The sequence below is a fragment of the Pseudomonas sp. GL-RE-29 genome, from assembly GCF_019947275.1.
Lineage (GTDB): Bacteria > Pseudomonadota > Gammaproteobacteria > Pseudomonadales > Pseudomonadaceae > Aquipseudomonas > Aquipseudomonas fluorescens_A.
In genome coordinates this window covers 33089-45690 of the sequence record NZ_JAGYGD010000007.1, presented here as the reverse complement: position 1 = coordinate 45690, position 12602 = coordinate 33089, and the positions used below count along the sequence as shown (strand labels likewise).

Sequence of the window (12602 nt, the reverse complement as noted above, 5' to 3'; positions counted from 1 at the left end):
GCAAAGCCTTCACTCAACCATCGCAAAATCCGCCCGCCCCACTGGATTCGGCGTAGACCCTCTCAAATTCATCCCGCGCCCTGGCGCAAACCCCGGGAAGAACACCAACCCTTCCGATTCAAACCGATACGCAAGCGTCAACCGAGTGACATCCAGCACCTCACGCTCCGCTTCGAAGCGCTGAATGGCATCGACGGAAACCCCGGATTCCTGCGACAACTCTTCCACACTCCAACCCAGCATCGCTCGGGCCTGGGCGCAGTGGGCCGGGGTGAATTGGAAGAGGGCGATACGTTCCAGGGTGATTTTCATCGCTTGAGAGGCCATGGGTGTTCTCCGGGCTCGAGAGTGTTGATTCAAAATATACTGTGTTTTTGTACAGTTGTTTTGAGCCGGGATCAAATTGATTTTTTTATTTTTGCTAATACGCAGACGGACGGCACCTGTCTGGCTACTTGCTGTATTTCGTCTCGATTTCGGGGTTGGTATGCGCGGTTTTTTCCGCAACAATCACGCGTCCAACATTCAAAACGCGTGCAGGAGGACACCATGGCGATAGCTGAAAGCGACTGGAAGAAATTCAAGACACTGCGCCAGATTGCGCTCGATCGTTTCTGCCAAGGTGTACTCGCCGATGCCAAGGCGATTACCCAACACGGTGCTCTCTCGGCTCACGCTGGGTACGGAATGCTTTACGGGCTGATCCAGGATCGAAACAAGGACATGGCCCGGGCCTTTGACCACAACAGCCAATCGCGCTCCAGTGCGCTCAGGGGGTTAGCTTTGATGGTCATGCATGATTTGCTGACTGATGCAGAGTTATCGATCCTCAGTGAAGATGCGCTGGACTACATCTCAGGTGTGGTGCGCCAGCCCTATGAGATGGTGTGGGTTGACGAACTCGAGCCACGGGACTGGTAGCCGCATCAGACTTCATCAAAGGACCCCGCATGTTGATCTTCAACTGTACCGAAGCAGCCAGCCAATTCTTCAGCCGCGTGCACAAGGGCAAGAAAATCACCCCGGTGGAAAAACCGCCATCGTCCATTATCGAAGACGATGCGCCCGACGAGTCAGCAGAGCAGTGGCTGGTCCACGCGATCACCGTCCAGCGCAAGCACGTGCTGTTCGTCATCCACGTACAAACCCGTTACTGCATGATTTTCGCGGACGCGAAAAAAGCAGATATCGAAGGTTTCGTTCAACGTTTTACAGAGCGCTGGATAAATGGCCTGATCCGTCATGCCGGGCAATACGACATCCTTCGCTGGGTTGATGACGAGCCGATGATGGAGCGTTTTGTTGAAAATTGCGGCGACTACTTGTTTTACAAACGCGGTCATCGCGGAGCGCAAAAACATCTCAATGAAATTGCCTGGGTGTTTGAAGACTTCGCCGCCGAATGGGGCTCCTTACCCTCGGACGAGTTTTCGGCCGGCCGCTTCGATGGCGATATGAACGACGCTCCAAGGAGTAGCAAAGGGCACAAGGACTATTACTTCCCCGATGAGGAAATGATCGCCCACTGGTTGCGTCATTACGTGGGCCTCGATGAGCCTGGCGTCCGGGCCGCCCGTGAACGGCGCATGGAAGTGAAGCGGGAGATATGGAAACTCCAACGTCAGCTTGATTACGACGCGCAATAAGCCGGTGCGATGACGCTGTGACCCAGTCTATTAATCTGCCAACCCCGTCGCCTCCCGCACAATAAAGTGATCCAGATTCTCAATATTCGCGCTAAAAACCCCGAACGTCTGCTCGGGGTTTTTCTTGCTCGGCACCTGCTTCAGCTCCGGCGTCACACCATAAAAGAAGCAATACAACTCACTTCCGCTCTCGATGGCATGCTTGATCTCCTCCAGGAACGCCTTGCGCTTGCGGTAGGTGTCGATCAGGTTCTTGCTCAGGTAAACATTGACTGAATACGGTTTCTTCTCGAACCACACTTTCTTCTCGAAATCGATACGAAAGCTTTGGGTGTAATCCTTGATCTGCTTGACCTTGCCCCAGTAAATCAGCCCCTTATTGTCTTGCAGGTATTCGATCTTCTTGAAGAACGAAGCGTAGGGCGCAGTGTGCTCGCCGATCTTCAGCGGCATGCGCTTGAGCAGATCCTTATCCTCGAAGTTCGACACGAAACACTCCACCGGATGGGCGAAGATGCTGGTTTTGTCCGGTGCCGAATCGCGGCTTGGCTGCTCGACGGCAGTGGCGGCAGAAGGTGCTAAAGGCTCATGCCTTTGCGTATCGGGGGACGCCGCAGCGCTGGACGGCTTACGTACATACGCACGCCGGGTCAGCAACAATTCCGACGGAAAATGTTCCTCACGATTGTCATCCGTTTCCGCCCCGTCCAACTCCACACCCGAAGCCGGTGTCTTCAGGCTGACATACGTACAGCCCTCGACATGCCGTGTACTCGGCAAGTTCTTGAAATGCGGCGTGCGCACGTAGTTCACATTCTTGGCGTTGAACGTCCCCAGTTCATTCGCCGCATCGAACGCTAAACGACAGGCATCGTTAGGGCACTGGAAATGTTCCTTGGAGGAGTCGAACGCCATCGTCTCGTCGAAATTCAGATCGCGCACGTCATAGATCGACAGTTTGGCGTCGAGGCTGAGGCAGTAGGCGAGGTCGAATTTCATGGGCTATCAGGCTCTGAAGTGGATCGTTTTTATAGTCGTAAAGCATTCGCGCTGCACGGTTATTTCCACATTTTGAGTGGTGTGGCTCCAAGCAAGATGGCACTATGCTATATCTTTTTGCGCTGCCCCCTCATCATCCGGGGGCAGGCGTTCGAATTTCTGACAAGGACTCGTTGGATGCTAATCGCGCTCGTCGTTATGAACGCCATCTATTTGATCTGCAGCCTGCTGCTCATCCCCCTCCGAAACTCGCAAGTACGTGAGTTGCACAGCCAGCTCCCGCCAGTCACCCACATGTGGTCTTGATCGTCTCGGTTCCCGAGGCGCTGCGACGCCTGCCTGAGCGGATTGCAACCGTTTCGATCGGCATATTCCCTCGAGTGACTGGCCATCCAATTACCGGCAGCCCCGGGTACAGCGACCAATTGTGCTGACCACGTTTTCCCATCGGGCCATGCCTTCAGATTCAACGCTTTACAACATGACAAAGCCTCTGCTGAGAGCAGAGTGAACTTACACATAGGGAGAGTCACCGTGCGTAAAAAGCTTCTCGTTTCAGTGCTGGCATTGGCCATTGCAGCAAGCTCTGGCTGCGCCGAGTTGGGTATCAACAAGCAGCAAGCCGGTACTGCGGTCGGCGTCGTCGCTGGCGCGGTGGTAGGTCAATTCATTGGCAAAGGCAGCGGCAGGGTTGTCGCCACGCTGCTTGGTGGCGCCATCGGCGGTTTCGTCGGTAACAAGATCGGCGCAATGCTCGATGACCAGGATAAACAGGCACTGGCGCTTCGTACCCAGGAAGCTTTGAATTCGTCGGCAAGTACTACAGAACAACCTGTGACTTGGACTTCTGGCCACTCTGGTGCGTCTGCGCAGATCACTCAGGGCCAGGAGTACACGCAAACCAAGACGGTTGAAGTCAAACGTGCGCCGAAGATCGTTGCGGTTCCTTCGATGAAACTGCTCAACGAGCAGTACTTGACCAAAAGCAGCTCCAACGTCCGCTCTGCACCCGACAAAAACGCGGAAAAAGTGGGCGGTTTGAAACCGGGTACCGAGTTCACCGCTGTTGGCTCTACCGGCGACTGGATTCTTGTCGGCCGCAAGGGCGTGACCGTGGGTTACGTCAACAAGGACCTGGTCGAACCAAAATCTGCAGCGCTGGCGAAAAACCAGAAAACAGCGGTGAACCTGGACGAGATGAACGTCGCGGCTGACAAGGAAACCAAGGCCTTCGATCTGGATTCGATCCCGACGCTGCCCACTCAGCAGGTCGCTGCAGAAACCTCTTGCCGTCCCGTGACCGTGAGCCTGAAGGCGCCTGACGGTAACACCGAGGAAGAGAAAAACACCTTCTGCAAACAGGCCAATGGCACTTGGGAACTCATCTAAGGATCTCCATGAAAAACCGCGCAATCGTTCTAGTGGTGGCGGGGGCCTGTGGCATCGCACCGCAAGCGTTCTCCCACGAACTCGCTTTCTCTAAAACCGAACAGATTCACGTCGTCGTTGATGGAGACGCAACCACCTGGTGCAAACCTGAAGTGGCCATCACCATGCAGCGTCCCGCGTGGGATGACCAGAAGCCATTGAACACGCTTCTGAGCAAGCTGCCCTTCATTCTCGGCCAAGAGTGCCCGACGGCGAAGGTCACTTGGAAAGCTGTCGACGCGAAAGGGGCGGTTTTCGCCACTGGCGCGGGCAACGCAACCAACCTGGGGCTTGCCACGCTGACGGCACCGCCGGTAGCTCCAGCAGCACCAGCAACGCCGGCAGTTGTAGCAACAGCTCCTGCGGCAGTTGCACCGGCAGAGGCAAAGGTCGCTGTGGCCGCCCCAGCCCCGGCTCCAGTCGCCGCTGTGCCGGTTGAGCCTGTTGTGAGCGCACCTGTCGCGGTGTCCCCGGCTCCCGAGGCTGTACCGGTTCCGGTGGTGGCGCAACCGGCTCCAGCGCCGGTGCCAGTGGCTGTTGCTGCTCCTGTTTCGGTGCAGCATGCTGCTGTAGTTCAAGCGCCTACGGTGGCAGCGCCTGTCGCTCCCGCACCTGTTGCGGCTGCACCCGCAGCCGAAACTCCCAAGCCCGTTGCTCCAGCCGCTCCAGCCGCTCCAGTCGCGCCACCGACTGCCGTTGCCGCGGTGCCAACTTCTGATTTTGGCCGTTCATTGGTACTGGCCAACCAAAACCTGATCGGAATTACCGACGGTAGCGGATGCAAATGGTTGATCAGTAAATCGGTCATTGATGAAAGCGATCCAAGCCTGTCCTTCACGTCGACACCCGCAATGCCTTGCGGGGCATCCGGTTATGCCGAGGGTAGTTTTGACAAGTTGAAGTGGGCTGTCCCGAACACCTACCGCGGCGATACCTGGTCGAAAACCACCGTGCATCCAAGCGGCCTGATGTTCAACCCGGCAATCGCCCCCGCCGTGAAAGGAAAGGCGCTGTCCTTCTTGAGCCACAACGCCGATCAGGCGCTGTTTCAGGTGGGTGAACTTCCGGCACGCGGCATGAAGGTTTATCTGGCCTTCGAACGCCCTTCGTACCGCGTGCTGTCGCCGTTCGGGAGCGATCCGTATTACGTGGTCATCACCGCGGACGAAGCATTTGCTCTCGATCCGGTCGAGTTGAAGCGTGCAGTCGTCGAGGTCTACCAACTGGTGAAGGCCACGTCACCAAGTACCGTCGGCCTGTCGAATCTGTTCTTCGCGAAAAACTTCCAAGCGCTGTACCCAGTGGGTTACGCCTCCGAAACCAAGGACAATATTCTGCGCTCGCGCATGGGTGAAAATCGCGGCGAGTTCTATTTCGACGCCCGCCAAGGCACCAACTATGCCCTTCGTCGTGAAGAGCTGCGCCTGAGAGAGGCGCGCCGCCTGCAGCAGCAAATGGCGGAGACGCACACTCGGGTACTCGATCGTTATGAGCAACTGAAAGCTGGCATGAAGGACTACAAGGGGCGCGAGGCGGAAGCCCTGGCTCAGATGGCGGGCATCAAAGTTTCGTTCAGCTCGCCAATCGCCATGCTCAATCCATCGTCTTCAAAGTCTGCTGTACCGATGATGATTCACGTCACGGGCAAGTCCGGCGACTTCTACGAGATCGACTTCCCGCGCAAGGGCCGAGTCCAGGCCGACGTCGAGCTGGAAAATCAGTGGTACGTGATGCCGGCGGCCAACATGACGCCATACCTGCCATTGGAAGACGGTCGCGCTGTTCCTACCTTCCGTGTCTACCCGGTCGCGGATGCGCAAGCCTGTGAACAGGATCACTGCGCAGACAGGGTTTCCTTCGGCGCCGTCCTGGCCAAGGAATTCCCGAACGCCGGCATCGACTTCAGCTGGACTCCGGAAGTCTCCCAGCAGTATCTGGCTGCCTGGCAGCAAGCATCCGCCCAAATTCAGTAAGGCCTGCTCACTATGAAAACGATGAACAAGAAGCACATTCTCATCGCCGTTGCGATCGCAGGCGTTGCGATCATCGCTGGGGCCTCAATGCTGTCCAGCGCCGCAAAGAAGAAATCAATCAGTTACTACGAGGAGCTCAAGCAGCAGTTTTTCCTCGATAACGTACTGAGCGAGGGCGAGATCTCCTATTCCTTCTGGTCCGGCAACGTCACGGTGGAGTCGCCAGAAATCCGCATGGTGGCTGCCCATACCAACGGAGCCGAGCAGTTCCTGAAGGGCATCGCGTCCATGCTGGGTGGAAAAGATGGCGGCGCGAGTGAAACCGGCCTGGCGGCCTGGTCGCGTTATTTGTTGGTGTCCACCACATCCGGCGGTAATGCAGGCGGTGTTTATCTGAAGGCCGACGCGCTCAAGGTCAGTCACTCCGGCGATAACAAAGACGGTGAGATTCATGTCCAGTTGTTGGGCATGGACATGAGCAACCCTTATCTGTCGCGCAAGGGCACGGACGTCGTCCTGGTGTCGGAAGTTGCTGATGAAATTCAGCCTCGCGTGGACATCGACCAGTACGGTGGCGTCGTTAAATCGAACTACTCGTGGGGCAGCAACATGGTCTCGCGCCTTCCGTCTACCGGTGCGTTTATCACCGGTGCAACCGGTGAGTTCGGTACCAAAGTGGACGTGGACTTCACCCTCAAGCGCTCCGACGACGGTGAAGGCTCGGTCAAGTTCGTGGTCGTGCATCGAATTGATGGCAGCGAAATCGGACGGATTGTTCGTGAGGCCAAGTTCGCTTCGCTGGCAGAACTGGATGATGTCCAGGAGCAACTCAAAGGGGCCCTGGGCGGATTCATCATGGGGGCTTTCAGTACTTCAATGGGCCAGACCGTATTCGCCGAAGCGGTGGGTAACTTTGCGCGCAAAACCAAAGTGGCCAGTTACTCACTGACTTACAAAGGCTTTGAGCAACTCAAGGACGGCTTCGACGAATACAAGGCAGCGACCAAGAGCCAGGACTTCGCCGGCTTCTGTCATGAAGCGGGCCTGTCTGATTACCAGAGCGACTTCGGCGCCAAAGCGAAAAATCACAGCGACTCGGAATGTGCGATTGCCGAGAAACTCGCCACCGACGGTAAGTTCGTCGAGGACTACGAGTTCAAGGAGGACAAGTCACTGTTCGCGGGATTGTTCGTCAGCAAAAGCTACACGCTAGAGACCAACTGATCTCCATCTCCCAACCAGGAGCCCGGCCTGCCGGGTTCCTCGGTCAACATCGTAAATAAAGGACAGGGCACTTCATGATGAATGCATCAAAATGGGCGATCGGCGCGCTGTGCGCAGCGCTGCTGGCGGGTTGCGGCTCCAGCACGGACAAGGCTGAAGAACTGGTAAAAGTCATGGGGCTGGACACCCAGTACAAGATGGTTGTTCAAGTCGCCACGGCAGGTTATTCGCAAAAGTATCGCGATGTCCCTTCGGCGAAGATCCGGGCCGTCATCGAAGAAAACATCCCCCAGGAACTGCTCAAAGACACACTGATCGAGGTCTACGCCGAACACTTCGACGCGGACGAACTTGAACTCATGATCAAGGCAAACAAAAATCCCGCCAACGCGATGGCAGTCATCATGAACTCCAAGGATGGAATGAACCTCGCGAAGAAGGCCATGGAAGTCCAGGCGGACTTGCAGCGCGATATGGCGAAGGCCTTTGAAGACCGCGACGAGGACATCATTGACGAGTTGGATGATTTGCAAGCGGAGGCTCGCGGTTGAACTGGCTGCGATAATGAGCCGGTGTCGGCGGGGCTTGCTTGCTATGGATGTTTCGTTCAATTTCCGATCCGGACCGCCCCGCAACAACACACTCCACTGTGGCGAGGGAGCTTGCTCTCGCTGGGCTGCGAAGCAGCCTCAAAACAATTTGTCCCGATAGATGAACGCCACTTGGTAGTCAAAGGCAGACAAGCGAATGATATGGAGGAAATGGGGTTGAAGCGTACTGACCCATTGAGAGCCAACGTCAAATCCACCGTTGTTTATGTTGTTTTCGATTGGCAGGCCAAATGCCTCGATCACCGAGCCATCATCGCCAAGATCTTGCGACAGTTCCTCTCCTTCGCCTAGCTCAGTTTCCTTGTCGTACCATTCAAGTCTTATTTTCAATCCCATAGCTCACCCTGTTTCATTGCTTGGCACAAGTTCCTATGAAGTATTCCAAGCCCGCAGGAAATCTAACGCCTAAAATTTCGGACAGTGCCATTACTTGAGACTCGTTCAAAAGTAACTCGCCTGGTTCCATTTCAGCGAGTGGCTTGGATTCAATGAGTTGAGCGACTTTTTCATTGAGTTCACTGCCATCAATGTCCAGTTCGAATTGTAAAGAATCGTCCTTCTTATCGTCCGGATGAAAGCCAGTGATTAATAGGTAGCGCATGTTTTACTCCTTAATTTCTTGAGGTTTTCCTACCCGGTTTCGCTGGTTTTGTTTGCTCGCCGGTAATGTGGTTGTATTCACCAAGGTGAATCCCCAGTTTGTCGTATTTTTCCACGGCATTACTTTTGTAGTCCCATTCATAAATTCGTCCCTTACGGTCAACCCAACGGGCGCGTTTCCTTCCTCCTCCTTGAACAGATGACTTTGATTTTGCTCGGACTGCATCGGGGAAAGCGGGTAGCGTTTTCGGGTGGTCATAATACGAGTGATCCCCGATTTGACTGACAACGATATAAACCGGCCTAACCCCAGACCCCACCGGAAACACAAGAATAAAATCCTTGTACTCAGGCGGATAGATCGGGTTCACGATGATGCTATCCGCCTGTTTCGTCGGCGGATAAACCCAGATGTGCGGCGCCTGCGGTGCAGTTTCAAGCTTAGGAATGCCGAGGATGTCGGAGCCGTCTTCGGCCGGGGTCCATATCAGTTCGATGCCTTGACCGAGGTCTGCGACGTAATGGCTCTCGCGCAAAGCGATCTGCACCACATCGACCATTTCCCAATCATTGTTTTTACCGGTGTAGAAGGCGTAGCCCTTGAGACTGCCGTCAGCCTGTTGTTCGATTTGCAGGCGCATTCGAGTGCGGGCCTGCTTGAGCGCACGTAGTTGGTCTTCGGTATAGAGGGCGCTGTCGCCAAGGCTGGACGTCCAGAACAGCGCAACTAAACCGACGAGTGTCTTGGCTCCGACCGCACCGAGTGTGCTCAAGGCTGGAGTTGCGATATTTGGGGTGCCAAGGGCCAGCCGACCGATGCCAAGCGAAAGCGTAGATCCGCTGATCGTTTGCAGATTCAGCAGACCGCCATCGTCGACCTCGCGAGCGCCGAGCCAGGCGATCTCGCCGTAGTCCTGCAGGCTGTCGGTGGGCACCATCCCCGAAGGATTGGAGTAGTTGATAACCGCGTCCGGCAAATTGCAGGACTTGGCGAAGACGCATCCGACTTGAACCGGTTTCTGTTCAACCTCGACAACCTGTCGCTTGCGCAGTAATTCGTCTTGCCTGGCGAGCATGGCCTCGTAGGCGTCCTGCCAAGCATCGCGCTCGGCCAGTTCGCTAGGCGTCATGAAGCGGTAGGTGACGTGATGGCCGTCACCGGAAGGCGGGTTCCTAAGCTGGGGAATGTCCTTGTTGTCAGCCACTGACTGTCCTTGTGCGTTCGTCCATCGGCGACCCTGTGAAAGGGCTGCGCGACGTTAGCGAACGGGACAAGGTGTGGCAGTAGGATGCTTCTTGAATGATGCTAGGAAATGTCTTTGTTTTTCAGGATTGTGGTGCGGGGTAAGCTCCCTCACCACAGAAGGCGATTCGCTCAGCTATTCGCGAACTAACCGTCCAATCTTTTTATAGAGCAACTCAGCGTATGCCTCACTGTCACTCGAATGATGGCAACGCCGATGGCAATTCGGGCACAGCGCTACGGCGTTGCTGACTTGATCCGAGCCTTTGTCGGCAAGCGGTTTAACGTGATGAACTTCCAGATAAGGTAAACCTAGCTTTTGGAACGGTGCGGGTTCGTCACAACCTTCGCAATGACCTTCGGCTTCATTTCGCACCCACGCTCGGACCTCGGGATCACGAACGTATGCCGAGCGAGAGCTCGCCACTCGCCTAGGCTTCTTAATGCCTTTTGGCGGTTCCTTTATCTTTTGTTTCTGAAGCACCGCGGCACGACGTTCCAGCGTTTCTTCATCAGCAGTCGGAGCAGTGGGGTCGCCAGGCTGAACGCCTCGTTCAGTGAGCGCGGCTCGAATTGATTGCTCAACGTTCGATCCGACGTTTTTGGCAGGCTTGTACCCCTTGATGAATTCTCGATCCATCTTCATTAGAACAGTAGAAATGTTCTGCATTCGGAATTCGACAGAGCCTTTGGTACGAGTGGGCAAGGCCGATTTCCGCAGAGCAAGATTCACTTCCGTCTTAACGAATTTCTGACCACTTAGCTCAAGTGCGAGCATCTTCAGATAGGCATCCACCGCAGCCTTAATCTCAGAAACGCTCCAGTCGCTGTCCTTTTTCTTTTCGCTCATACAATCGCCGAGAGATGAAAACCCTCGGACGATACTGAGTGGCCATTACGGCTGTCTACGAAAATTCCTACAGAAAATAGCGACGGATCTCGCGAGCACTCCTACAAACAAGTCACTTAGCACACCAAATGGTTCAACGACTGAAACACCTGAGCTAGCTTCCGCCACCAAGGCTTAGCCACTGACACGCTTCTATGCGTGTGATCGTTCGATAGATAGGCCAAATCCCGCAGCCTAATGTGGATAGATCTTGAATTGCTGTAGGAGCTTAAGCATTAGCTGAGAGCGTGAGTAAGAGTTTTCCTACTCCATAAAAAAGCCCCGATCAGATCGGGGCTTTCAGATGTTCAATTTGCCGATTCAAGTCGTCAAATCGCGGCCAGCTCAGGAATCAATCCCAGCTCAAAGCCCCACCAGTCTGATACTCAATAACCCGCGTCTCAAAGAAGTTCTTCTCTTTCTTCAAGTCCATGATCTCGCTCATCCAAGGGAACGGGTTAGTCGTCCCAGGGTACTCTTCCTTCAAACCGATCTGGCTCAAACGACGGTTAGCGATGAACTTCAGGTAGTCCTCCATCATCGCCGCATTCATCCCCAACACCCCACGAGGCATGGTGTCGCGAGCGTATTCGATCTCCAGCTGAGTGCCTTGCAGAATCATCTGCGAGGCTTCTTCCTTCATCTCGGCATCCCACAGGTGTGGGTTTTCGATTTTGATCTGGTTGATCACGTCGATGCCGAAGTTCAGGTGCATGGATTCGTCGCGCAGGATGTATTGGAACTGCTCGGCGACACCGGTCATTTTGTTGCGGCGGCCCATGGAGAGGATCTGGGTGAAGCCGCAGTAGAAGAAGATGCCTTCCAGAACGCAGTAGTAGGCGATCAGGTTGCGCAGCAACTCTTTGTCGGTTTCGACGGTGCCGGTTTCGAACTTCGGATCGGAGATCGAACGGGTGTATTTGAGGCCCCAGGTGGCTTTTTTCGCGACCGATGGGATCTCGTGGTACATGTTGAAGATTTCGCCTTCATCCATGGCCAGCGATTCGATGCAGTACTGGTAGGCGTGGGTGTGGATCGCCTCTTCGAACGCCTGGCGCAGGATGTACTGGCGGCATTCCGGGTTGGTGATCAGGCGGTAGACGGCCAGGACCAGGTTGTTGGCAACCAGGGAGTCGGCGGTGGAGAAGAAGCCGAGGTTGCGCATGACGATGCGGCGCTCGTCGTCGGTCAGGCCTTCCGGGTTTTTCCAGAGGGCGATGTCGGCGGTCATGTTGACTTCTTGCGGCATCCAGTGGTTTGCGCAGCCGTCCAGGTACTTCTGCCAGGCCCAGTCGTACTTGAATGGCACGAGTTGGTTGAGGTCGGCGCGGCAGTTGATCATGCGCTTTTCGTCAACGGCGACACGGGCGGAGGCGCCTTCGAGTTCGGCGAGGCCTTCGGCGACGTCGAGAGAATCCAGGGCAGCTTTGGCGCGGGCAACGGCAGCGGAGTCAGCGGCGGTTACGGCGCGGGCTTCGAGGGCGGCGGCACCGCCAGCGCTGTCGAGACGGTCCATGTTGGCTTCGGTGGCGTGGCCAGCGTTAGCGCTCTTGACTGCTACTTCCGTGTCTTCTTTGTCGAATTCGTCCCAGCTCAGCATGACGTGTCGTCTCCTGCGTGAGGGCCAGATTGCCCGTGTGAAATTGATTAGTCGGTATTTCACACGGCCGTACTGGCCGCGTTGGATCTAAAGGAATCGTTTTTTGCACCAGCCGAGGCAGGCAATAAAACAGAATTTTGTACGGGGTTCCGAGAGCCTCTGATGGGCGCAGCGAGCATGGAATGCGACTGCGGGGCTTCAGACTGGCTTTTCATCCCTGTAAGGGAATATTGCAGGCCCGTTTAAGGCGGCATTATAGGGAAATTTTCACGGGCGTGGTGGGGCGAATCCGCGCATGGGGCGGTCGAAAGGGCAGGTTTTTCGGTCGGAGCGAGGGTTTACAGGGCTTTGGCGGGTGAAGATTTTTTTTCGCAAAAAATGCTTGAAAT

The 12602-nt window shown here is 55.4% G+C and carries 13 protein-coding genes; 6 read left to right on the top strand and 7 right to left on the bottom strand.

Annotation, left to right across the window (positions count from 1 at the left end):
• Positions 1-9: 9 nt before the first annotated feature.
• Positions 10-327: a helix-turn-helix transcriptional regulator gene (locus KGB21_RS08245; protein ID WP_223504672.1), complete on the bottom strand. Its 318-nt coding sequence runs from the start codon at positions 325-327 to the stop codon at positions 10-12.
• A gap of 222 nt (positions 328-549) precedes the next feature.
• Here KGB21_RS08245 and KGB21_RS08240 point away from each other — a divergent pair, with 222 nt between their 5' ends.
• Together KGB21_RS08240 and KGB21_RS08235 are read left to right on the top strand one after the other, a co-directional pair.
• A complete protein-coding gene (locus KGB21_RS08240) occupies positions 550-921 on the top strand; it encodes a hypothetical protein (RefSeq protein WP_223504671.1) in 372 nt (123 codons plus the stop codon).
• Between the two features lie 29 nt (positions 922-950).
• On the top strand, positions 951-1646 hold the full coding sequence (locus tag KGB21_RS08235) for a DUF6933 domain-containing protein (RefSeq protein WP_223504669.1): 696 nt from the start codon (positions 951-953) through the stop codon (positions 1644-1646).
• A 30-nt stretch (positions 1647-1676) separates the two neighbouring features.
• Here KGB21_RS08235 and KGB21_RS08230 read toward each other — a convergent pair whose 3' ends face one another.
• Positions 1677-2645 carry a hypothetical protein gene (locus tag KGB21_RS08230; RefSeq protein ID WP_223504667.1) on the bottom strand — a complete coding sequence of 323 codons (969 nt, stop codon included), beginning with the start codon at positions 2643-2645 and terminating at the stop codon, positions 1677-1679.
• 534 nt (positions 2646-3179) lie between these two features.
• On the opposite strand from KGB21_RS08230, the gene KGB21_RS08225 reads away from it, so the two are divergent.
• The 4 genes from KGB21_RS08225 to KGB21_RS08210 all read left to right on the top strand — a co-directional run bounded on the left by KGB21_RS08225 (position 3180) and on the right by KGB21_RS08210 (position 7821).
• Positions 3180-4034 (top strand): SH3 domain-containing protein, encoded by an 855-nt coding sequence (locus KGB21_RS08225; RefSeq protein WP_223504665.1) that lies wholly within the window; start codon positions 3180-3182, stop codon positions 4032-4034.
• An 8-nt stretch (positions 4035-4042) separates the two neighbouring features.
• Positions 4043-6046 (top strand): hypothetical protein, encoded by a 2004-nt coding sequence (locus KGB21_RS08220; RefSeq protein WP_223504662.1) that lies wholly within the window; start codon positions 4043-4045, stop codon positions 6044-6046.
• Between the two features lie 12 nt (positions 6047-6058).
• On the top strand, positions 6059-7270 hold the full coding sequence (locus KGB21_RS08215; RefSeq protein ID WP_223504660.1) for a hypothetical protein: 1212 nt from the start codon (positions 6059-6061) through the stop codon (positions 7268-7270).
• 74 nt (positions 7271-7344) lie between these two features.
• Positions 7345-7821, top strand: a complete 477-nt coding sequence (locus tag KGB21_RS08210; protein ID WP_223504659.1) for a hypothetical protein — start codon at positions 7345-7347, stop codon at positions 7819-7821.
• Between the two features lie 138 nt (positions 7822-7959).
• On the opposite strand, the gene KGB21_RS08205 is transcribed toward KGB21_RS08210, so the two are convergent.
• The 5 genes from KGB21_RS08205 to KGB21_RS08185 form a co-directional block, all read right to left on the bottom strand.
• Entirely contained in the window at positions 7960-8217 is a 258-nt protein-coding gene (locus KGB21_RS08205; protein WP_223504657.1) for a colicin E3-like toxin immunity protein, read from the bottom strand.
• Between the two features lie 13 nt (positions 8218-8230).
• On the bottom strand, positions 8231-8482 hold the full coding sequence (locus tag KGB21_RS08200; protein WP_034149223.1) for a pyocin S6 family toxin immunity protein: 252 nt from the start codon (positions 8480-8482) through the stop codon (positions 8231-8233).
• A 10-nt stretch (positions 8483-8492) separates the two neighbouring features.
• Entirely contained in the window at positions 8493-9686 is a 1194-nt protein-coding gene (locus KGB21_RS08195) for an S-type pyocin domain-containing protein (protein ID WP_223504656.1), read from the bottom strand.
• Between the two features lie 174 nt (positions 9687-9860).
• A complete protein-coding gene (locus KGB21_RS08190; RefSeq protein ID WP_034149225.1) occupies positions 9861-10574 on the bottom strand; it encodes an HNH endonuclease signature motif containing protein in 714 nt (237 codons plus the stop codon).
• Between the two features lie 391 nt (positions 10575-10965).
• Complete coding sequence (locus KGB21_RS08185) at positions 10966-12213, bottom strand: ribonucleotide-diphosphate reductase subunit beta (protein ID WP_007978181.1); 1248 nt, start codon at positions 12211-12213, stop codon at positions 10966-10968.
• Between the last annotated feature and the right edge of the window lie 389 nt (positions 12214-12602).

Excerpts from the sequence above, each read along its gene's own strand:
- KGB21_RS08190 (WP_034149225.1), bottom strand. The coding sequence starts at position 10,574 with ATGAGCGAAAAGAAAAAGGACAGCGACTGGAGCGTTTCTGAGATTAAG.
- KGB21_RS08205 (WP_223504657.1), bottom strand. The coding sequence starts at position 8,217 with ATGGGATTGAAAATAAGACTTGAATGGTACGACAAGGAAACTGAGCTA.
- KGB21_RS08200 (WP_034149223.1), bottom strand. The coding sequence starts at position 8,482 with ATGCGCTACCTATTAATCACTGGCTTTCATCCGGACGATAAGAAGGAC.
- KGB21_RS08230 (WP_223504667.1), bottom strand. The coding sequence starts at position 2,645 with ATGAAATTCGACCTCGCCTACTGCCTCAGCCTCGACGCCAAACTGTCG.
- KGB21_RS08210 (WP_223504659.1), top strand. The coding sequence starts at position 7,345 with ATGATGAATGCATCAAAATGGGCGATCGGCGCGCTGTGCGCAGCGCTG.
- KGB21_RS08185 (WP_007978181.1), bottom strand. The coding sequence starts at position 12,213 with ATGCTGAGCTGGGACGAATTCGACAAAGAAGACACGGAAGTAGCAGTC.
- KGB21_RS08240 (WP_223504671.1), top strand. The coding sequence starts at position 550 with ATGGCGATAGCTGAAAGCGACTGGAAGAAATTCAAGACACTGCGCCAG.
- KGB21_RS08245 (WP_223504672.1), bottom strand. The coding sequence starts at position 327 with ATGGCCTCTCAAGCGATGAAAATCACCCTGGAACGTATCGCCCTCTTC.
- KGB21_RS08215 (WP_223504660.1), top strand. The coding sequence starts at position 6,059 with ATGAAAACGATGAACAAGAAGCACATTCTCATCGCCGTTGCGATCGCA.
- KGB21_RS08220 (WP_223504662.1), top strand. The coding sequence starts at position 4,043 with ATGAAAAACCGCGCAATCGTTCTAGTGGTGGCGGGGGCCTGTGGCATC.
- KGB21_RS08235 (WP_223504669.1), top strand. The coding sequence starts at position 951 with ATGTTGATCTTCAACTGTACCGAAGCAGCCAGCCAATTCTTCAGCCGC.